The sequence below is a fragment of the Streptomyces sp. NPDC046881 genome (assembly GCF_040645015.1).
GTDB lineage: Bacteria > Actinomycetota > Actinomycetes > Streptomycetales > Streptomycetaceae > Streptomyces.
The window spans coordinates 18,644-38,955 of record NZ_JBEYXJ010000020.1; the positions used below are offsets into that span (position 1 = coordinate 18,644).

At 74.6% G+C, this 20,312-nt stretch carries 17 protein-coding genes; 8 read left to right on the forward strand and 9 right to left on the reverse strand.

Features of this window, described 5'->3' with window-relative positions:
* Positions 1-8: 8 nt before the first annotated feature.
* From ABZ923_RS12775 to ABZ923_RS12795, 5 genes are all read right to left on the reverse strand, one after another.
* Entirely contained in the window at positions 9-458 is a 450-nt protein-coding gene (locus ABZ923_RS12775; protein ID WP_361470281.1) for a DUF6098 family protein, read from the reverse strand.
* Positions 459-539: 81 nt separating this feature from the next.
* The gene (locus ABZ923_RS12780) at positions 540-2,363 is read right to left on the reverse strand and encodes a HAMP domain-containing sensor histidine kinase (protein WP_361470417.1); all 1,824 of its coding nucleotides are present in this window, start codon (positions 2,361-2,363) and stop codon (positions 540-542) included.
* 95 nt (positions 2,364-2,458) lie between these two features.
* The gene (locus tag ABZ923_RS12785; protein ID WP_361470283.1) at positions 2,459-3,166 is read right to left on the reverse strand and encodes a response regulator transcription factor; all 708 of its coding nucleotides are present in this window, start codon (positions 3,164-3,166) and stop codon (positions 2,459-2,461) included.
* A gap of 21 nt (positions 3,167-3,187) precedes the next feature.
* Positions 3,188-3,922 (reverse strand): L,D-transpeptidase family protein, encoded by a 735-nt coding sequence (locus tag ABZ923_RS12790; RefSeq protein ID WP_361470285.1) that lies wholly within the window; start codon positions 3,920-3,922, stop codon positions 3,188-3,190.
* A 72-nt stretch (positions 3,923-3,994) separates the two neighbouring features.
* A complete protein-coding gene (locus ABZ923_RS12795) occupies positions 3,995-5,404 on the reverse strand; it encodes a M1 family metallopeptidase (protein ID WP_361470287.1) in 1,410 nt (469 codons plus the stop codon).
* Between the two features lie 167 nt (positions 5,405-5,571).
* Between ABZ923_RS12795 and ABZ923_RS12800 the strand changes: the two genes are divergently transcribed.
* Positions 5,572-5,919, forward strand: a complete 348-nt coding sequence (locus ABZ923_RS12800; protein WP_361470289.1) for a DUF488 family protein — start codon at positions 5,572-5,574, stop codon at positions 5,917-5,919.
* 2 nt (positions 5,920-5,921) lie between these two features.
* On the opposite strand, the gene ABZ923_RS12805 is transcribed toward ABZ923_RS12800, so the two are convergent.
* Positions 5,922-7,634: an FAD-binding dehydrogenase gene (locus ABZ923_RS12805; protein WP_361470290.1), complete on the reverse strand. Its 1,713-nt coding sequence runs from the start codon at positions 7,632-7,634 to the stop codon at positions 5,922-5,924.
* The gene (locus ABZ923_RS12810) at positions 7,631-8,251 is read right to left on the reverse strand and encodes a TetR/AcrR family transcriptional regulator (protein WP_361470292.1); all 621 of its coding nucleotides are present in this window, start codon (positions 8,249-8,251) and stop codon (positions 7,631-7,633) included. The genes ABZ923_RS12805 and ABZ923_RS12810 overlap by 4 nt, the downstream gene beginning before the upstream one ends.
* A 145-nt stretch (positions 8,252-8,396) precedes the next feature.
* Between ABZ923_RS12810 and ABZ923_RS12815 the strand changes: the two genes are divergently transcribed.
* From ABZ923_RS12815 to ABZ923_RS12825, 3 genes are all read left to right on the forward strand, one after another.
* On the forward strand, positions 8,397-9,026 hold the full coding sequence (locus tag ABZ923_RS12815; RefSeq protein ID WP_361470294.1) for an alpha-ketoglutarate-dependent dioxygenase AlkB: 630 nt from the start codon (positions 8,397-8,399) through the stop codon (positions 9,024-9,026).
* Positions 9,027-9,109: 83 nt separating this feature from the next.
* Positions 9,110-9,856 carry an MBL fold metallo-hydrolase gene (locus tag ABZ923_RS12820; protein ID WP_361470296.1) on the forward strand — a complete coding sequence of 249 codons (747 nt, stop codon included), beginning with the start codon at positions 9,110-9,112 and terminating at the stop codon, positions 9,854-9,856.
* Positions 9,857-9,914: 58 nt separating this feature from the next.
* A complete protein-coding gene (locus ABZ923_RS12825) occupies positions 9,915-11,150 on the forward strand; it encodes a DUF4032 domain-containing protein (RefSeq protein WP_361470297.1) in 1,236 nt (411 codons plus the stop codon).
* Position 11,151: 1 nt separating this feature from the next.
* Here the strand turns inward: ABZ923_RS12825 and ABZ923_RS12830 are convergent, their stop codons facing one another.
* Positions 11,152-12,018 carry a universal stress protein gene (locus tag ABZ923_RS12830; RefSeq protein ID WP_361470299.1) on the reverse strand — a complete coding sequence of 289 codons (867 nt, stop codon included), beginning with the start codon at positions 12,016-12,018 and terminating at the stop codon, positions 11,152-11,154.
* Between the two features lie 259 nt (positions 12,019-12,277).
* On the opposite strand from ABZ923_RS12830, the gene ABZ923_RS12835 reads away from it, so the two are divergent.
* The 4 genes from ABZ923_RS12835 (at position 12,278) to ABZ923_RS12850 (ending at position 18,777) form a co-directional block, all read left to right on the forward strand.
* Entirely contained in the window at positions 12,278-13,954 is a 1,677-nt protein-coding gene (locus ABZ923_RS12835) for an FAD-dependent oxidoreductase (RefSeq protein WP_361470301.1), read from the forward strand.
* Positions 13,951-15,402 carry an ATP-binding protein gene (locus ABZ923_RS12840; protein ID WP_361470303.1) on the forward strand — a complete coding sequence of 484 codons (1,452 nt, stop codon included), beginning with the start codon at positions 13,951-13,953 and terminating at the stop codon, positions 15,400-15,402. The genes ABZ923_RS12835 and ABZ923_RS12840 overlap by 4 nt, the downstream gene beginning before the upstream one ends.
* Positions 15,399-15,749, forward strand: coding sequence for a UBP-type zinc finger domain-containing protein (locus ABZ923_RS12845; RefSeq protein WP_361470304.1), 351 nt, complete (start codon positions 15,399-15,401; stop codon positions 15,747-15,749). Before ABZ923_RS12840 ends, ABZ923_RS12845 begins: the two co-directional genes overlap by 4 nt.
* Positions 15,750-15,816: 67 nt before the next feature.
* Positions 15,817-18,777 carry an AAA family ATPase gene (locus tag ABZ923_RS12850; protein ID WP_361470306.1) on the forward strand — a complete coding sequence of 987 codons (2,961 nt, stop codon included), beginning with the start codon at positions 15,817-15,819 and terminating at the stop codon, positions 18,775-18,777.
* Between the two features lie 17 nt (positions 18,778-18,794).
* Here ABZ923_RS12850 and ABZ923_RS12855 read toward each other — a convergent pair whose 3' ends face one another.
* Positions 18,795-20,015 (reverse strand): SGNH/GDSL hydrolase family protein, encoded by a 1,221-nt coding sequence (locus tag ABZ923_RS12855; RefSeq protein ID WP_361470419.1) that lies wholly within the window; start codon positions 20,013-20,015, stop codon positions 18,795-18,797.
* Between the last annotated feature and the right edge of the window lie 297 nt (positions 20,016-20,312).

The following is a 20,312-nucleotide window of genomic DNA, read 5'->3' on the forward strand; positions in this document are numbered from 1 at the left end:
CGGGGGGCTCAGCGTCCACCGCGGCGCAGGGTCCCCCACTCCCGTTCCTGCCGTGCCACCTCGTCCCGGGCCGCGTCGATCACCTCGTCGGCGATCCAGCACAGCGGCTCGACGTCGGCCACGAGCGGCTCGTTGTCGGGGCCCCGGCCCGTCTCCCGGCCCGTCAGGAGCCAGGGGCGGACGCCGGGGCCCTTGTCGTGCGGCAGGTGCGCGTAGTCGTACAGGCGGCGGGCCACCCACAGCTCGACCGACCGATCCTGCCACCATTCCTCCACGTCGAGCGGGTTGGCGGACAGTCCGGGCATGGGGACACCGGTCAGTTCGTCGATGCTGGAGACCTTGTCGAGGTCGACGCCGGGCCCTTTGGACCAGCGCACGTACAGGCTCCGCCGCCGTTCCAGCAGCCGGGCCACCTCCGAGAGCGTGGCCAGGACCGGCAGGTTCTCCGGTGCGCTCATGACATGACCTCCCTGTGCTGCGCGGTGCGCGACCGGAGTACCCCCGGCGCGCGCCGGAAACCGGATCACGGATCCGCGCTCTCAGGACTCGTCGCCGGGCGGCGGCCCGGCCGGCAGGCGCAGGGTGAACACCGCGCCCGCCCCCGGCTCGCTCGCCGCCTCCGCCGTACCGCCGTGGGCGGCGACCAGGTGGCGGACGATCGGCAGGCCCAGCCCACTGCCTCCGGTGCGGCGGCTGCGGGACTTCTCCGCGCGCCAGAACCGCTCGAAGACGTGCGGCAGGTCCTCGGACGGGATGCCCGCGCCGGTGTCGGTCACCGTGAGCCGGACGTCGGCGCCGTCCCGCCGGCCCGCGAGGGTGACGGTGCCGCCGGCGGGGGTGTGCCGCAGCGCGTTGGAGACCAGGTTCCCGAGGGCCTGCCGCATCCGCACCGGGTCGGCGTCCAGCCAGGCGGCGCCGTCGGTGCCGGTGCGCAGGGTGACCCCGGCCGCGTCGGCGGCGACCCGGTGGGCGGCGGCGACCTGGTCGAGCAGGTCGCCGACGCGCAGCGGTTCGCGGTGCAGGCGCAGGGTGCCGGCGTCGGCCGCGGCGAGGTCCTGCAGGTCGTCGATGATCCGCTGGAGGACCAGGGCCTCCTCGTGCAGCGAGTCCAGCAGTGCCGGTTCGGGGTCGACGACACCGTCCCGGACCACCTCAAGCCAGCCCCGGATGTTGGTGAGCGGGCTGCGCAGCTCGTGCGCGATGTCGCTGACCATGGCCTTGCGCTGCGCCTCCAGGCGCTCGCGCCGCTCGGTCAGGCCGTTGAACGCCTCCGCGAGGATGCCCGTCTCGTCGCGGGTGGTCACCGGCACCCGCACATGCAGGTCGGGCGGCTGCTGCGCGGCCAGGGTGAGCGCCCGCAGGGGCCGTACCAGCCGGACGGCGACGACGGCGGTCACGGCCACGGTGACGGCCAGGACCAGACCGGCCACGCCGACCACCTTGGCCTTGTTGGCCGGTGACATGTCGAAGCGGGCCGGACTCTGGTCGCCGATGCCGAGGAACAGCTCGGCCACCGGGGCGACGTAGGGTTCCAGCTGGGTGCGGCGGGCGGTGGTCAGGCACCGCTGGGCCGTCCGCGCCGCCTCGCCGGTGCCGAGCTTGGCGTACTTGGCGAGCAGGTAGCCGCCGCCGAGGGGGTCCTTGCCGCTGGGGTCGAAGGTGAGGAACAGCCGTCCGCCGAGGTCCACGCCGGCCTGGTGCAGGCAGGGCCGGGCCAGGTCGGACAGCGCGTCCAGGGCCTTCTGCTCGGTCGGGGTGGGCGTGTTGAGCCGTCCGTCCTCGCACACCGTGGCGCCGTAGTCGGCGGGGTCGGCGCCGTCCGCGGGGGTGACCACCGGCCGGCCGCTCGCGGTGCGGACGACGGTGACCTGGAGGCCGTAGCGCTCGTAGCACCGCTTGCGCTTCGCGGCCAGCGCGTCCAGCCGGGCGCGTTCCTTCGCCGCGAGCCGGTACGGGCCCACCACGCGCGGATCGATGCCGCTCAGCTGGGCGCCGGACTCGGTGTAGGTGTCGGTGCGCAGCGGGTCGACGGTGGCGGCGGGCCGGGGCGGCAGCGGGGTGCCGCGGGGCGCGGAGTCGGCGACCGGGGTGCGGTCGGGGGTGGTGAGCGCGATCCGGCGCCCGGTGCGGGCGGCCAGCTCCCGCAGGGTGTGCCGGACCTCCCGCCAGTCGGCGTGGGTGGCGGCGTAGCCGCTGAGCTGGGCGAGGATGCGGTTGTCGGCGGCGAGGTCCTGGCCCTGCTCCTCCTTCAGGGCGCTGGTGGTGGTGGTCACCGCGAGCCAGGCCGTCGCCGCCACCGAACACACGGCGATCAGCGCGGAGACGAACAGCAGCCGGACGACCAGCCGCTTGCGCCACGGGATCCGCCGCTTCCCGTTCCCTCGCCCGCCGGCCGCCGGGCGGCGCCGCCCGGCCGCCGTCCCGTCCGCCGCGCGGCCGGCCCCGGGGCGTCTGCTGTTCACGGGCGGCCGCCGGTCAGTTTGTAGCCGACGCCGAACACGGTCAGCAGGCGGACCGGGCGCCGCGGGTCGGGCTCGATCTTGCGGCGCAGGTTCATGATGTGCACGTCGACGGCCCGCTCGGTGGAGGCCCGGTCGAAGCCGCGGGTGCACTGCAGCAGCTGCCGCCGGGTGAACACCCGCTCCGGCTCGCCCGCCATGGCCAGCAGGATCTGGAACTCGGCCGGCGTGCACTCCACCGGTGCGCCGTCGCAGCGCACCTCGTGCCGCACCGGGTCCACGCTGATTCCGGCGGCCCGTACGACGGGATCCTCGCCCCGGGCGCCGACGCCCCGGCCGCTGCGTCTGAGGACCGTACGGATACGGGCCATCAGCTCGCGCGGGCTGTACGGCTTGGTCAGGTAGTCGTCGGCGCCGACGTCGAGGCCGAGCAGCAGGTCGTCCTCGCCGGAGCGGGCGGTCAGCATCACCACCGGGATGTCCGGCTGCTCGGCGCCGCCGCGCAGCGCCCGGCACACGCCGAAGCCGTCGAGGACGGGGAGCATCAGGTCCAGGACGACGAGGTCGGGCCGCAGCCGGCGGGCGGCGTCCAGCGCCGCCGCTCCGTCGTGCACGACCGTGGCGGTGTGGCCCTCGGCCAGCAGCGAGCGGCGGATCAGTTCGGCCTGCTTCTCGTCGTCCTCGGCGACCAGCACATGTGCGCACACGAGTTCGGATCCTACGGGCCCTCAGTGCGCGAGCCAGTCGGCGTAGCCCATGACGACGACCGGGTGCCGGCCGGGGTCGAGGGTGCGCAGCAGCTCCTTCATGTGCGCCTTGGCGACGCTGACGCAGCCGTGGGTGGGCCCGCCGTGGTCGACGTGCAACCACACTCCCCCGCCACGCTCGGGGCCCAGGGGCCGGGTCCAGTCCAGCGGCGAGGTGCCGGTCCGGCGGTTGTAGTCGATGGCGACGACGTAGTCGAAGGAGCCTTCCAGCGGTTCGCCCTCGAAGCCGGTGCCGGGCGAGTGGAATCCGCCGGAGCGGTGGTACGGCAGCTTGCTGCCGGGGTCCGGGAGCAGGCCGCCGGCGTCGGAGAGGGTGTAGACGCCGAGCGGGGAGCGCAGGTCGCCGGCCATGTGGTGGGCGCTCCAGCCGCGCAGCGCGTTGTGGCCGGGCCAGGCGGGACCGGCCTGCCAGCCCTCGTCGGTGCGCTGGTGCAGGACGACCGTGCAGAGCGGGGAGTTGGGGCCCCGCCCGGTGACGACGACGGCCTGCTCGCAGCGCCCGGGTATCGCCGCGGTCCGCCGGGGCCCGAGTCCGGGTATGCCCTGCGGTGCCGGCCGGGTGGACGGCTCGGGGGTGGATGCCGGCGCCGGACCGCGGGCGGGGGTGTGGCGCTCGGTCGCCTCGGCTCCACCGCCGCAGCCGGTGAGCAGCAGCGGGGAGGCGAGGAGGGCGACGGCGGTTCTGCGTTGGATCATGATCCGATCGTGGTGGACGGTTGTTTGGAACTGGTCAGTACCGGCGCCGTCCGGTGTCGAACCGCCCGGTTTTCAGGGCCTGTCCGGCTTGCCCTGCGTGTACAGCCAGGTGTGGAACAGCCCGTCCAGCTGCTTCCCCGAGGTCTTCTCGGCAAGCCTGACGAACTGTGCCGTGGTCCCGTGTCCGCCGCGGTGCGCGGTGGCCCAGGCACGCAGGATCCGGAAGAAGTCCCGGTCGCCGACGGCCCGGCGCAGTTCGTGCAGCGCCATGGCGCCGCGGGCGTAGACGGGCGTGCCGAAGATGCGGGCGCCGCTGCCGGGGTTACCGGGCGGGTAGGCCCACAGGCCGTCGCTCGCGGGCCGGGCGTAGAGGGTGTCGAAGGTCCGCTGGGCGCTGCGGCCGCCGTGCTGCTCGGTGTAGAGCCACTCGGCGTACGTGGCGAAGCCCTCGTTGAGCCAGATGTCCTTCCAGGCGGTGAGGCTGACGGAGTCGCCGAACCACTGGTGGGCGCTCTCGTGGACGAGGGTGTCCAGGTCGGGCGCGGAGTCGTAGAGCGGCCGGGTCTGGGTCTCCAGGGCGTAGCCGACGCCCGGGGCGTGGTCGACGATCGAGCCGGCGGCCCGGAACGGGTACGGCCCGAACAGCCTGCTCTCCCAGGCGAGTACGGCGGGCAGCTTCTTCAGGACGGGCGCCGCGGCGCGCGCCTCCCGGGCGTCCACGGCGTTGTACACCTGGATGCCGTCGGGCGTGGTGTACCGCTCGACCCGGAACCTTCCGATGGTGGCGGTGGCCAGGTAGGCGGCCATGGGCTGGGTCTCGCGCCAGCGGAAGGTGGTCCTGCCGTGGGCGGTGCGCCGTCCGAGCAGGACGCCGTTGGCGACGGCGGTGCGGCCCTCGGGCACCGTGATGGTGAAGTCGTACGACGCCTTGTCCCTGGGGTGGCCGTTGACCGGGAACCAGGTCATCGCGCCCTGCGGCTCGCCCGCGACGAACGCCCCGTCGTCGGTGGGGATCCAGCCGTCCGCCGAGCCGTCGGGGTCGGTGACCGGTTTCGGGGTGCCGTGGTAGGCGACCGTGACGCGGAACTCCCGGCCCGCGCGCAGGGCGTGGCGCGGGGTGACGACGAGTTCCTGGCCGTCGCGCCGGAAGGCCGCCTCGGTGCGGTCGACGGTGACGGCGGTGACCTTCAGCCCCTTCAGGTCGAGGTCGAACCGGGTGAGTGTCCGGGTGGCGCGAGCGGTGAGGACCGCCGTGGCGTCCAGGCGGCGGGAACCGGTGTCGTAACCGAGCGTCAGGTCGTAGTGGCGGACGTCGTAGCCGCCGTTGCCGCTGAGCGGGAAGTAGGGGTCGCCCGCGCCGGGTGCGCCGGTGGTGCCGGCCGCGGTGGGCCCGGCGGCCCCGAGGAGCGCCGCCACGGCGACGGGGACGGTGGCGAGAACGGCGGTACGGCGGCGGGCGGGCTGTCTGTACGGTGACGTCACGTGCGCTCCTCGGGGGTGGCCGGTGATCGACTGGCCGTCAGACTAGGCGCCGGGCGCTCCTGGTTTCCCCCTTGTTCCGGTCAAGTAGTGCCGCGTCGCCGCCGGGTGGGCGGGGGACGCCGCAGTACGCTCGCGGCACCGTCCGCGACCCGAGAGGGGCCCCGACCGTGAGCGTGCGCGTGCGCCGGATCTACGAACCGCCCGAGCCCGACGACGGCCTGCGCGTGCTGGTCGACCGGCTGTGGCCGCGCGGCCTCGCCAAGGACGAGGCGCGGGTGGACGAGTGGCCGAAGGGACTGACCCCGTCCGCCGAGCTGCGCACGTGGTACCACGGCGGCGGCTCGTACGAGGAGTTCCGGAGCCGGTACGAGGCGGAACTCGGCGCCCCTGAGGCCGCCGAACTGCTGGACCGCCTCAGGACGTCGGCCCGCGCGGGCACGGTGACCCTCCTCACGGCGTCCAGGAAGACCGAGGAGAGCCACGCGCACGTCCTCGCGGAGCTGCTGGAGGGCTGAGGTCAGCCGGTGTGCCGGGCCGCGTGCCGGCCCGCGGCCCGGCCGGAGAACAGGCAGCCGCCGAGGAAGGTGCCCTCCAGCGCGTTGTAGCCGTGCACACCGCCGCCGCCGAACCCGGCCACCTCGCCGGCCGCGTACAGCCCCTCGACGGGGGTGCCGTCGGCCCCGAGCGCCCGGGAGTCCAGGTCGGTCTGGATGCCACCGAGGGTCTTGCGGGTCAGCACGTGCATCCGGACCCCGATGAGGGGGCCCGCGGCCGGGTCGAGGAGGCGGTGCGGGGTGGCGACCCGGCCGAGCCGGTCGCCGATGTAGCGCCGGGCGTTGCGGATGCCCTGCACCTGGGCGTCCTTGCTGTAGGGGTTGGCGATCTGCAGGTCGCGGGCCTCGATCTGGCGGCGCACCGCGGCCGCGTCCAGCAGCGGCTCACCGGTGAGGGCGTTCATCCTGTCGACCAGCTGCTCCAGGCTGCCCGCGGTGACGAAGTCGGCACCCTTGTCGAGGAAGGCCTGGACGGGCGCGGGTGCGCCCTTGCCGAGGAGCCGGTCGCGCAGCACGGCCTTGCGGTCCTTGGCGGTGATGTCGGGGTTCTGCTCGGAGCCGGAGAGCGCGAACTCCTTCTCGATGATCTTCCGGGTGAGGATGAACCAGGAGTGGTCGTGGCCGGCGATGTCCTCGGTGGTGCGCAGGTACTTGAGCGTGCCGAGGGTGTCGTAGCCGGGCAGGCAGGGGTCGGGCAGCCGGCGGCCGAGGGCGTCGAGCCAGATGGACGACGGGCCCGGCAGGATGCGGATGCCGTGGCCGGGCCATATCGGGTCCCAGTTCCGCAGGCCCTCGGTGTAGTGCCACATGCGGTCGCGGTTCACGAGCCGGACGCCGGCCTCCGCGCTGATGTCGAGCATGCGGCCGTCGACGTAGGCCGGGACGCCGGTGACCATCTCGGCGGGGGGCGTGCCGAGCCGCTCGGGCCAGTGTCGGCGGACGATGTCGTGGTCGGCGCCGATGCCGCCGGTGGTGACGACGACGGCCTGCGCGGCGAGTTCGAAGTCGCCGACGCGGTCGCGGTTGGAGGCCGCGCCGCGCGGGGAGTCGTCGGGGGCGAGGACGGTGCCGCGTACGCCGCGTGCCGTGCCGTCCTCGATGACCAGCTCGTCCACCCGGTGGCGGTGGTGGAAGGTGAGCCGCCCGTCCCGGGCGGCCTGCCGGGCGTAGCGCACGAAGGGCTCGACCACGCCGGTGCCGGTGCCCCAGGCGATGTGGAAGCGGGGCACGGAGTTGCCGTGTCCGTCGGCGCGCAGGTCGCCGCGCTCGGCCCAGCCGACGGTGGGCAGCAGCTCGATGCCGTGCCCCTGGAGCCAGGACCGCTTCTCGCCGGCCGCGAACTCGACGTAGGCGCGGGCCCAGCGCACCGCCCAGGAGTCCTCGTCGGCGAGCCGGTCGAACTGCGCGCTGCCCTGCCAGTCGTTCCAGGCGAGATCGAGGGAGTCCTTGATGCCGAGGCGGCGCTGCTCGGGCGAGTCGACGAGGAAGAGCCCGCCGAAGGACCAGAACGCCTGGCCGCCGAGGTTGGCGGCGTTCTCCTGGTCGACCAGCGCCACCCGGCGGCCCCGGCTGGTGAGTTCGTGCGCCGCGACCAGGCCGGCGAGGCCCGCTCCGACGACGATGACGTCCGCGTCCTTGGTGGCCATGGCGTCCGTGTCCTTCCGTGTTCGACTCATGCGGGGGTGCCGCTGCTCTCGGTCAGCAGCGCGGTGAGCAGTTGCCCCAGCCAGTCGCGGGCCGCGTCGACGTCGCGGTCCAGCAGCAACTGGGTGGTCACGCCGTCGTAGGCCGCGACCACCGCGCGGGCGGCGCCGTCGGCGTCGCCGAGCACGGCGGGCAGTTCGGTGTGGCCCCGGGCCCGCGCGAGCCGGTCGGCGACGGCCCGCCGAAGCCGGGCGCGGTGGTCGAGGAGGGCCCGGGCGACGGCCGGGTCACGGGCGGCGTGCACCAGGAAGTCGGTCTTGACCAGCAGCCAGTCGACGTCGAGGAGCAGCACCTCGGTGACCCGGTCCACGGCGGCGGGCACGTCCAGGTCCGGCCCGTCCTGGGCGAGCGCGTCGGCCACCTGGGCGGCGATGAGGTCGGCGCGGTCCTGGTAGAGGGCGAAGAACAGCTCGTCCAGGGTGGCGAAGTTCGAGTAGAAGGCGCCCCGGCTGAAACCGGCGGCCTCGCAGACCTCCTCGATGGAGACCCGTCCGAAGCCCTTGGCCGCGAACACGGCGAACGCGGCGTCGAGCAGCCGGGCCCGGGTGCGGGCCCGGCGCCGGGTGACGCGTTTCGGTGTGTCGTCCATCGGCGTGCCGTTCCTCGCGTCTTCCCTCGCCGGTCCCCGTTCGATACGCGAATGTATCCGATACATCGATGTATCGAAAGAGGCGAGGACCTGCACGGCTTGATCGAATGGGAACGTATTTTCGATTAAGGAGTACGCTGGCCTCATGTCCACGCACCTCCAGGGCTCCCTGTTCGACCAGACCGACGAGCTGCGGCTCGCCCCGCTCGACGGGCTGCGCCGGACCGAGCTGGGCGCCGGCGCCTGGATCGACGTCCTGCCCGGCTGGCTGAGCGGGGCCGACGCGCTGTTCGAACACCTCGCGGCGGCCGTGCCGTGGCGGGCGGAGCAGCGCAAGATGTACGACAACGTGGTGGCCGTACCCCGGCTGCTGGCCTTCTACGGCGCCGGGCACCCGCTCCCCCACCCGGTCCTGGACGAGGCCCGCGCCGCCCTGTCCCGGCACTACGCCGAGGAGCTGGGCGAGCCGTTCACCACCGCCGGGCTCTGCTTCTACCGCGACGGCCGGGACAGCGTGGCCTGGCACGGGGACCGGATCGGGCGGGGTGCCCGCGCGGACACCATGGTCGCGATCCTCTCCGTCGGCGCCCCTCGCGACCTGCTGCTGCGCCCGGCCGGCGGAGGCGGCGGCACGCTGCGCCGGCCCCTCGGCCACGGCGACCTCATCGTGATGGGCGGCTCCTGCCAGCGCACCTGGGAGCACTGCGTCCCCAAGACCAGCCGGGCCACGGGCCCGCGCATCAGCATCCAGTTCCGGCCGCACGGCGTGCACTGAGCGGGCGGGCCCCTTGCGCGGGGCCACGGAGGATCTGGTTGGCTGTCCCCCCACGACCAGCCGCACACGGGCTCGGAGAGAACATGCGGGCAGAGGTACACCAAGTCGCCGACGGCATCTATCTGGTGCACGGCCACCACGTCAACTGGGTGATCCTGAAGGACGGGGACGCCGTCACCCTGGTGGACACCGGCTATCCGGGAGACCGCCAGGGAGTTCTGGAATCCCTCGCCGAGGTGGGCAGTTCACCCGAGGCGGTCGCCGCCGTGCTGATCACGCACGCGCACAACGACCATCTGGGCTCGGCCGAGTACCTGCGGGCCGGTCACGGCACCCCGGTGTATCTGCACCCGGCCGAAGTGCCCCACGCCCGGCGTGACTTCCTCCAGCAGGCCACCATGGGCGACGTGGTGCGCAACGCCTGGCGGCCCGGGGTCGTCTCCTGGGCGCGGCACGTCGTCCAGGTGGGCGGCACCCGGCACAACCCGGTCACCGCGCCCGAGCCGTTCCCGAACGAGGGGCCGCTGGACCTGCCCGGCCGTCCGGTGCCCGTGCACACCCCCGGCCACACCGACGGCCACTGCGTCTACCACCTTCCCGGGGCGGGCATCGTCATCTCCGGCGACGCCCTGGTCAGCGGGCACGCGACCTCGCGCGTCGAGGGCCCGCAGATCCTGCACGACTTCTTCCACCACGAGCGCGCCCGGGTCGTGGCCTCGCTGGACGTGATCGGCGCGCTCGACGGCGACATCCTGCTGCCCGGGCACGGCCCGGTGCACCACGGCTCGGTGCGGGCCGCGGCCGAGCAGGCCCGGGAGCGGGCCGCCTAGCACCGACGGGCACCGACGGGCTCCTCGAACAGGCACACGGAGCCTTAGGGTTCGTGCCATGGCCTTGCAGATCAACGCCACGAACCCGGAGCACCCCGCGCTGCTGCTCGCCCTGCCCTGGGACACCCCGCTGGAGGAGTGGCCCGAGGAGTACCTCGTGCCGCTCCCCCGCGGCATCTCCCGGCACGTGGTGCGCTACGCGCACGCCGGGGACGAGGTGGTCGCCGTCAAGGAGCTGGCCGAACGGCCCGCGCTGCGCGAGTACGAGCTGCTGCGCGACCTGGACCGGCTCGGCATCCCCGCCGTCGACCCGCTCGCCGTGGTCACCGGCCGCACCGACGCCGCCGGCGCCCCGCTGGAGCCGGTGCTGATCACCCGGCACCTGCGCGGCTCGATGCCGTACCGGTCGATGTTCGAGACGACCATGCGCCCGGCGACCATGCACCGGCTGATGGACGCCCTCGCCGTGCTGCTGGTCCGCCTGCACCTGGCCGGTTTCGCCTGGGGCGACTGCTCGCTGTCCAACACCCTGTTCCGGCGGGACGCGGGCGCCTACGCGGCCTATCTGGTCGACGCCGAGACCGGCGACCTGCACCCGCGGCTCAGCTCCGGGCAGCGGGAGTACGACCTGGACCTGGCCCGCGTGAACATCAGCGGCGAGCTGCTGGACCTGGAGGCGTCCGGCGCGCTGCACCCGTCCGTCGACCCGGTCGAGTTCGGCCACGAGATCTGCACCCGCTACCAGGGGCTGTGGCAGGAGCTGACCCGCACCTCGGTGTACCCGGCGGGGAAGTACCACTACATCGAGCGCCGGATCCGCCGCCTGAACGACATGGGCTTCGACGTCGCCGAGATGCAGATCGAGCACTCCTCGAACGGCGACACGGTCACCTTCGTGCCGAAGGTCGTCGACGCCGGGCACCACCAGCGGCAGCTGCTGCGGCTCACCGGCCTGGACACCGAGGAGAACCAGGCGCGGCGGCTGCTGAACGACCTGGAGAGCTGGATGGCCACCCAGGACGACTACGCGCCCGGCGACCCCACCGCCGCCCGGCCCGAGGTGCTCGCCCACCGCTGGGTGCGGGACGTGTTCCGGCCGACCGTGCGGGCGGTGCCGCCGGAGCTGCGCGGCTCCATGGACCCGGCCGAGATCTACCACGAACTCCTCGAACACCGCTGGTACCTGTCCGAGCGCGCGCAGCACGACATAGGGCTCGACACCGCCGTCGCGGACTACGTCGACAACGTTCTGCCGAAGGCGCGGACCACGCTGGAGCCGGCCACGCCGGAGTAGCTCACTCGTGCGGGACGACGGCCACCGGGCACTCCGCGTGGTGCAGCACCCCGTGCGCCACCGAGCCGATCCGGGCGCCGACCGCCGTACGCCGGGCCCGGCGTCCGACGACCATCAGCTGGGCCCGGGCCGCCAGCGACAGCAGCACCTGTCCGGCGCTGCCCATCTCCACGTGCTCGGCGACGGACACCTCCGGGAACCGCTCGCGCCAGGGCTGGAGGGCCTCGCTCAGCGCCTGCTTCTCGTACGGTTCCAGGCCGCCCGCGTCGTCGAGCAGCTTGAGCGAACCGGGGCTGTAGGCGAAGACCGGCGGCAGCGTCCACGCGCGGACGGCGGTGACGGCCGCGCCGCGGGCCGCCGCCGTCTCGAACGCGAACCGCAGCGCCGCCGCGCTGTCCTCGGGGCCGCCGTGCTGACCGACCACGACGTCCCGGCCGGCCGCCTCCGCCGTGGGCTGGTCCCCGGCCCGGACCAGGACCACGGGCCGGGTCGCCTCCGCGATCACCTGCTGGCCGACCGAGCCCAGCAGGAACCCGACGACGGGTCCGTGCCCGCGCGAACCGAGCACCAGCATCTCGGCCCCGGCCGCCGCCTCGGCCAGGGCGTGCGCGGCGGCGCCCTCGACCACGTCGGTGGTCACCGTCAGCCCCGGGTGCCGCCCGGAGACGGCGCGCACGGCCTCCGTCACCCCGTCCGACACCCAGCCCCGCTGGGTGTCCCGGTCGGCGGTGGCCAGCGCCTCGGCGTACCGCCAGGCGTGCACCACGCGCAGCGGCAGGCCCCGTCGCACGGCCTCCCTGGCCGCCCAGTCCAGCGCGGCCAGGCTCTCCTCCGTGCCGTCCACCCCTGCCGTGATCGGGCGTGTCATCCGTGATCTCCTCGTCGTCGCGTCCTCAGGACACCGGTGCCCGCTGCCGGGCACCGGCGCACACGGTCATGATGATCTCTTCCCTCGGGCCGCCGCACCGGTTCCCGGACGGCAGACGCGCTCGGCGGGCGCTGTGGGGCAAGCGGTGGTCTCCGTCGGACAAGCGCAACCCGGCCGGCCGAACATACGATGGCCTGGAACCGGCGAGGTGGTCCCCACGACACCCGGCGGGGGATCCGACACTCGGGTGGGGAGACGTATGGCACAGGCCGCCGAGACCGCGCGGACCGTCATCCTGACCGTGGACGACGACCCGGGGGTCTCCCGTGCCGTCGCCCGCGACCTCAGGCGGCGCTACGGCGAGTCGTACCGGATCGTGCGCGCGGAGTCCGGCGAGTCCGCGCTGGAGGCGCTGCGCGAACTGAAGCTGCGCGGGGACCTGGTGGCGGTGATCCTCGCCGACTACCGGATGCCGCAGATGAACGGCATCGAGTTCCTGGAGCAGGCCCTCGACGTGTACCCGGGGGCGCGGCGGGTGCTGCTGACCGCCTACGCGGACACCAACGCGGCGATCGACGCGATCAACGTCGTCGACCTCGACCACTACCTGCTCAAGCCCTGGGACCCGCCGGAGGAGAAGCTCTACCCGGTCCTGGACGACCTGCTGGACGCGTGGCGCAACAGCGCCTACAAGCCGGTGCCCAGCACCAAGGTCGTCGGGCACCGCTGGTCGGCGCGCTCCTCGGACGTGCGCGAGTTCCTGGCCCGCAACCAGGTGCCGTACCGCTGGTACTCGGTGGAGGAGCCGGAGGGGCGGCGGCTGCTGGCGGCGGCCGGGCAGGACGGGCAGCGGCTGCCGCTGGTGATCACCCCGGACTGCACGGTCCTGGTCGAGCCGGAGGCACCGGAGCTGGCCGCGCGGGTCGGCCTGGCGACGACACCGACGGCCGACTTCTACGACCTCATCGTGATCGGCGGCGGGCCGGCCGGGCTCGGCGCGGCCGTGTACGGCGCCTCCGAGGGCCTGCGGACCGTGCTGGTGGAGCGGTCGGCGACCGGCGGACAGGCTGGGCAGAGCTCCCGGATCGAGAACTACCTCGGCTTCCCCGACGGGGTCTCCGGCGCCCAGCTCACCGACCGGGCGCGCCGGCAGGCGGCCAAGTTCGGCGCGGAGATCCTGACCGCCCGCGAGGTGACGGGTCTGGAGGTCAACGGCGCCGCACGGGTCGTACGGTTCGCGGACGGCTCGGCGATCGCGGCGCACAGCGTGATCCTCGCGACCGGGGTGCAGTACCGGCAGCTGGAGGCCGCCGGCTGCACCGACCTGACCGGCTGCGGGGTGTTCTACGGCTCGGCACTGACCGAGGCCGCCTCCTGCCAGGGCCAGGACGTGTACATCGTCGGCGGCGCCAACTCGGCGGGACAGGCGGCGATGTACCTGTCCCGGGGCGCGAAGTCGGTGACGCTGCTGGTGCGCGGCCCGGACCTGTCGGCGTCCATGTCGCACTACCTGGTCCAGCAGATCGGCGAGGCCCCGAACATCTCGGTGCGCTGCCACACGGTCGTCGACCGGGCCCACGGCTCGGACCACCTGGAGCAGCTGACGCTGCGGCACACGGTGACCGGGGAGACCGAACGGGTCGACGCGCAGTGGATGTTCGTGTTCATCGGGGCCGCCCCGCTGACGGACTGGCTGGGCGAGACGGTGCTGCGCGACCAGCGCGGGTTCATCCTGGCCGGGCCCGACCTGGCCGCCGAGGGGCGGCCGCCGGCCGGCTGGGAGCTGGACCGGCCGCCGTACCACCTGGAGACCAGCGTTCCCGGCGTGTTCGTCGCGGGCGACGCGCGTGCGGAGTCCGCCAAGCGTGTCGCGTCCGCCGTCGGAGAGGGAGCCATGGCCGTCATGCTCGTCCACCGGTATCTGGAGCAGTCATGAGCGGGCAGATCGTGGCGTGCAGCCCGCGGGAGATCGGCTCGCTGTTCCTGTTCGAGAAGCTGAGCGCCGAGCAGTTGGGCCGGCTGTGCGCCCAGGGCCGGGTGGAGCTGTTCCAGCCCGGCCCGGTGTACACCGAGGGCGACCCGGCCACCTGCTTCTTCGTGATGATCGAGGGCACGGTCGTGCTGTCCCGCCGGGTCGGCGGTGACGACGTGGAGGTGATCCGGACCTCGCAGCCCGGCGTGTACGCGGGCGCGATGCAGGCGTACCTCGGCGACCGGGTGCGGCAGGTCTACAACAACTCCATGCGGGTCACCGAGCCGACGCGGTTCTTCGTGCTGCCGGCCGACATCTTCGCGGACGTCATGCAGGAGTGGTTCCCGATGGCCGTGCACCTGCTGGAGGGGCTGTTCTTCGGGGCGAAGAACACCCAGGCGATGATCGGGCAGCGGGAACGGCTGCTGGCGCTGGGCACGTTGTCGGCGGGGCTCACGCACGAGCTGAACAACCCCGCGGCGGCGGCGGTGCGGGCCACCGCGACCCTGCGGGAGCGGGTCGCGAAGATGCGGCACAAGCTCGCCCTGATCGCCGAGGGGCCCTTCTCCCGGGACTGCCTGGCGAGCCTGATCGAGATCCAGGAGCGCACCGCGGAACGGGTGGCGAAGGCACCGGTGCTCAGCCCGCTGGAGGCCAGCGACCGGGAGGACACGCTCAGCGACTGGCTGGAGGACCACGGCTTCGACCAGGGCTGGCAGGTGGCGCCCACCTTCGTGCAGGCCGGACTCGACGTGGACTGGCTGGAGCAGGTCGCGGCGGCGGTGGGCGAGGAGATCCTGCCGAAAGCGGTCGGCTGGCTCAACTACACCGTCGAGACCGAGCTGTTGATGAACGAGATCGAGGACTCCACCACCCGCATCTCGCACCTGGTCGACGCGGCCAAGCAGTACTCGCAGCTGGACCGGGCCCCGTACCGGGTGGTGGACGTGCACGAACTCCTCGACAGCACGCTGCTGATGCTGTCCGGGAAGATCGGGCCGGGCATCGAGGTCGTCAAGGAGTACGACCGCACGCTCCCGGCGGTGCCGGCCTACCCGGCGGAGCTGAACCAGGTGTGGACCAACCTCGTGGACAACGCCGTCTCGGCCATGAACGGCGCGGGCGGCCAGGGCACGCTGACCGTGCGGACGGCGCTCGACCACGAGCGGCTGCTGGTGGAGTTCCGCGACACCGGTCCCGGTGTGCCGCCGGAGATCAAGGACCGGATCTTCGACCCGTTCTTCACCACCAAGCCGGTCGGCGAGGGCACCGGGCTCGGCCTGGACATCTCCTGGCGGATCGTCGTCAACAAGCACCACGGCACCCTGCGGGTCGAGTCCGTGCCCGGCGACACCCGCTTCCAGGTGCTGCTGCCCCTGACCGCGGAGACGCCCGACGAGGAGCCGGTATGACCCACATCCAAGGAATCGACCCCGGCGTCCCGCCCAGCGGCACGGGCTGCGTGGAGTGCGAGGAGGCGGGCGGCTGGTGGTTCCACCTGCGCCGGTGCGCGCAGTGCGGGCACATCGGCTGCTGCGACGACTCCCCCGCGAAGCACGCCACCGCCCACTACCGGGCCACCGGGCACCCGGTGATCCGCAGCTTCGAGCCGGGCGAGGGCTGGTTCTGGAACTACTCCACCGAGGAGTTGTACGCTTCCGGGCCCGAACTCGCTCCGCCCAACGGGCATCCCGCCGACCAGCCGGTGCCGGGTCCGGCGGGCCGGGTGCCGGACGACTGGGCGCAGACGCTGCGTTGAGGCCGCGGCGGGCGGCACGGCCCTCGGCGCCGGCGGCGTTGTCGGTGCCGCGTGGCAGGATGAGGCCGTGTCGCAGACCGCCTTCACCACAGCGCCGCTGATCGGCCGGGACGAGGAACTGGCCCGGCTCACGGGCGTGCTGGAGCGTGCCCGGGGCGGGACCGCGGGAGCGGTGCTGCTCGCCGGCGACGCCGGGGTCGGCAAGACGCGGCTGCTGGACGAGGTGGCCGGGCGGGCCGCACGGACGGGCACGACCGTCGTCACCGGGCACTGCGTGGACCTCGGGGACGTCGGCCTGCCCTATCTGCCGTTCACCGAGATCCTCGGCGTGCTCGCCGCCGACGAGCGGTTCACGGCCGTGCTGGACGCACATCCGGCGGCGGACCGGCTGCTGGGCGCCGGGCCGGACGCGGCCGGCGGCCCGGACGGGCGGCTCCGGCTCTTCGAGGACGTAGCCGGGCTGCTGGCCGACCTGGCCCGGGTGGCCCCGCTGCTGCTCGTCCTGGAGGACCTGCACTGGGCCGACCAGTCCTCCCGGGACCTGCTGCGCTTCCTGCTCAGCCGGGGCGTGCCGCACCGGCCGGGCGGTGCCCCGGAGCGGCGGCTGGCGGTCCTCGCCTCCTACCGCGCCGACGACCTGCACCGCCGCCACCCGCTGCGGCCCCTGCTCGCCGAACTGGTCCGGCTGCCGGCCGTGGAGCGCGTGGAGCTGCGGCCCCTGCCGGACCCGGAGGTCGCCCGGCTGGTGCGGGCACTGGAGGACCGTCCGCTGTCCGACGCCGTCGTGCACGGCATCGTCGCCCGCGCGGAGGGCAACGCCTTCTACGCGCAGGAGCTGCTGGCGGCCGGCGCCGGCTCGGGCGGGGTGCCCAGCGGGCTCGCCGACCTGCTGCTCATCCGGGTCGAGCAGCTGTCCGAGACCGCGCAGCAGGTCCTGCGGACCGCCGCCGTGGCCGGCCGCCGGGTGCGGCACGCGCTGCTGCGCGAGGCGGCCGGGCTGCCCGAGGAGGAACTGGAGGCGGCCCTGCGGGAGGCCGTCGGGCGCCAGCTCCTGCTCCCCGGGGACGACGGCACGTACACCTTCCGGCACGCCCTCACCCGGGAGGCGGTCTACGCCGACCTGCTGCCCGGCGAGCGGTCCCGGCTGCACGGCGCGTACGCGCGGCTCCTCGCGGCCGGCGGCCGGGCCCCGGAGACCGCGGCGGAGCGCGCCCACCACTCCCGGGAGAGCCACGACCTGCCCGCGGCGCTCGGGGCCTGCGTGGAGGCCGCCGACCACGCCCGGCGGCTGGGCGCCCCCGCCGAGGAACTGCGGCACCTGGAGGCCGCCGTGGACCTGTGGCCGTCGGTGCCTGCGCCCGCCCGGCCCGCCGGGGAGGGACTGGACCGGGTCACGCTGACCCTGCGCGCCTCGGCCGCCGCGGCCCACGCCGGCGAGTTCCACCGCGCGGTCGCGCTGACCCGGGCGGCGCTCGCCGGGGTCGGCCAGGACACCGACGGCGAGCTGGCCGCCCGGGTCCGGTACACGCTGGCCGGGAACCTGCTGACCGTGGACCGTCTGACGGCGGCGTTCCGCTACAGCAGCGAGGCGCTCGACATGATCCCCGCCGATCCGCCGTCGCGGACCTGGGTGTGGGCGGCGGCCACGCATGTCGCGGCGGCCCGGCAGATCGGCGAGGACGCGACCGCGCTGCGGGTCGGCCGGCAGGCCCTGCGGGTCGCCGAGGAGCTGGGCGTGACCGGCGCCCAGGCCGATCTGCTGATCTCGCTGGCGGTCGCCGAGGGCGGTGGCCGGCGCTCCCCGCAGGGCCGGGAGCGTCTGCGGCGGGCCCGGGAGCTGGCCCGCGCCGCCGGGAACGCGCCGGTGGAGACGCGCGCGGTGTTCCACCTGGCGATGGGCGCCTTCGAGTCCGGTGACCTGACGGAGTGTCTGCCGGTGCTGGCCGACGGCCTGGACCGGGCCCGTCGGGCCGGTCTGCTGTCGTCGGTGTATCCGCTGGAGATCCGCTACCTCCAGCTGCTGGTCCTGTACACGCTGGGCCGCTGGGACGAGTGCCTGCGCGCGGCGGCCGAGGCCGCGCCGGGGCTGCCCGGGGCGGGTGGCGCCTTCGCGATCAGTCCCGCCCTGTACGTGGCGCTGGCCCGCGGCGAGGAGAGCGCCGTGGAGCGGGCCCGGGCGCTGCTGGAGGGGCCGTTCGACTGGATGGGCACGTTGGCCGCCGGGATCGTGCTCACCGACGCGGCCGCACGGGACGGCGACGCGGAGGGGGCGGTCGCGCGGTTGCGGGCGACGGTCACGGCCCTCGGTGACGGTACGACGCGGCGGCCGGGCGTCGCGGTCCGGCTGGCCGCGCTGTGCCTGGCGGCGGTCGCCGACCGGGTCACGGAGTCGCGCCGGACGGGTGGCGCCGACGCGGACCCGGCCGGATGGGCGGAGCTCGCGGCCGAACTGGTGGAGCTGGCGCGGGTCACGGCCGGTGAGGACGAGACGGGCCGCGCACCGGGGCCGGAGGGGCTGGCCTGGCTGGCCCGTGCCGAGGCGGAGTGGGCGACGGTGGTGTCCGGGCCGGATCCGGCGGCCTGGGCGGAGGCGGTCGCTGCGTTCGGGTACGGCGACGGCTACGAGCAGGCGCGGTGCCGGCTGCGGTACGCGCGGGCGTTGGTGGCCGCGGAGCGGCGGGCGGAGGCGACGGAACAGGCGCGGCTGGCCCGGGAGACGGCGGCCGCCCTGGGCGCGGCGCCGCTGCTGGAGGACATCGACACGCTGGTCCGCCGGGCCCGGCTCGGGGCCGGGGCCCCCTCCGCCGAGCCGGCTGCGCTGACCGCGCGGGAGCGGGACGTCCTGCGGCTGCTCGCGCGGGGCCGCAGCAACCGGCAGATCGGCGAGGAGCTGTTCATCACCGGCAAGACGGCCAGCGTGCACGTGTCGAACATCCTCGCCAAGCTCGGCGCCGCGAGCCGTACGGAGGCGGTGGCGGTGGCCTACCGCCGGGGTCTGATCGCACCGGAGCCGGCCGGGTCGGGGTGATCCGGCCGGCGGGGCCGTCAGCGGGCGCAGTCGAGGCTGTCCAGGTCGACGGCGTCGGCCATGGCCTGCATGCCCTTGTCGTCGGGGTGCAGATGGTCGCCGCCGTCGAAGGACGGCAGGATCCGCTCGGGGTCGTACGGGCTGCGCAGCACGCGGTCGAAGTCGGTGAGCGCGTCGAAGTCCGGGCTGCCGCGCAGGAACCGGTTCACCTCCTGTCGTACGGCTTCGGAGGCCGGGTCCCATTCCGGCCAGCCCTTGAACGGGGCGACGGTGGCGGCGACCACGCAGACGCCCGCCGCGTGGGCCCGCCGGGCGATCTCCCGGTAGCCGTCGACGAGATCGGCCGCGGTGACACCGGTGTGCGCCTTGAGGTCGTTCACGCCCTCGAAGAGGAAGACGGTGCGCACCCCGGGCTGGGAGAGGACGTCCCGGTCCAGCCGGTGCAGCGCGGACTGTCCGGCGCCGTCCGCGAGGACCTGGTTGCCCGAGACGCCCTCGTCGGCCACGCCCTGGACGGGCGCGCCGGCCGCGCGCAGGCGCCGGGCGAGGTGGTCGGGCCAGCGGCGGTCGAGGTCGGCGGTGGAGTGCCAGCCGTCGGTAATGGAGTCGCCGAGCGCGGCCACGGCACCGACGGCCGACCGGGCGGGCCGTACCGCGACGGAGTCGATGTACCACCAGGAGCCGGTGGTCCCGGTCCAGTGGGCGCCGCTCTCCTCGGCGGTGTACTCGCCCCGGCCGGTGTACGAGGTCTTCATCGCCATCCCGTGACCGGTGGCCGGGCCCGCCGCGTCCGGGGTGCGCAGGCTGACGACCAGGTCGGTGCCGGCCGGGATCCTGCCGGGCAGCGGGTCGCTCCAGGCGACGGCGCCGGCCGGGACGGTGACCGTGCGGGCACCGCCGAAGGTGAGCGGCCGGTTGCTGCCCGGCCGCAACGCGGCTCCGTGGGCGCGCAGTCCGGCGTACACGCCGTCCAGGGTCAGCGGCCGGTCGCCGAAGGCGTTGGTGAAGCGCACGCGCAGGTCGCTGCCGCCGACGCTGGTGCGGACGACGAGCCGGTAGCCCTGGCCGGCCGTGCCCTCGCCCATGCGGTCGGCGCTCGCCGCCCAGGTGACCACGCCGGAGACGCGGGGGGCGGCCCCGGGCGGCGCGGCGGCCCCGGCGGCGTGCTCCGACGGACAGGCCACGGCGGTGAGCAGGACGGCGAGGACGCGCCGGCAGCGTGCGAACCGGGCGCTCACCGGGCCAGGTCCCGGAGCGCCGGCGGGGGTGGAGCCGGCGGGCCGGATGCGGGCGCCGAGGAACAGGCCGACGCGCGGGGAGAGATGGCGGTGGGTGGTCTCGCCGAGGTCGTCCGGTGACATCCACTCCTCCAGCCGGCCGGTCGTAGGGCTCACGACGGGCAGGGGGAGCTTGTCACCCAGCGCGCCGATGGTGTGTGCGTACCCGGTGTCCCGGCCCGGCTCACCTGCGGCCGTACGGTAGTTGAGGCCGCCGGTCCGCAGGGTGACGTCGGTGACGAGGAGGAGTTCCCGGCC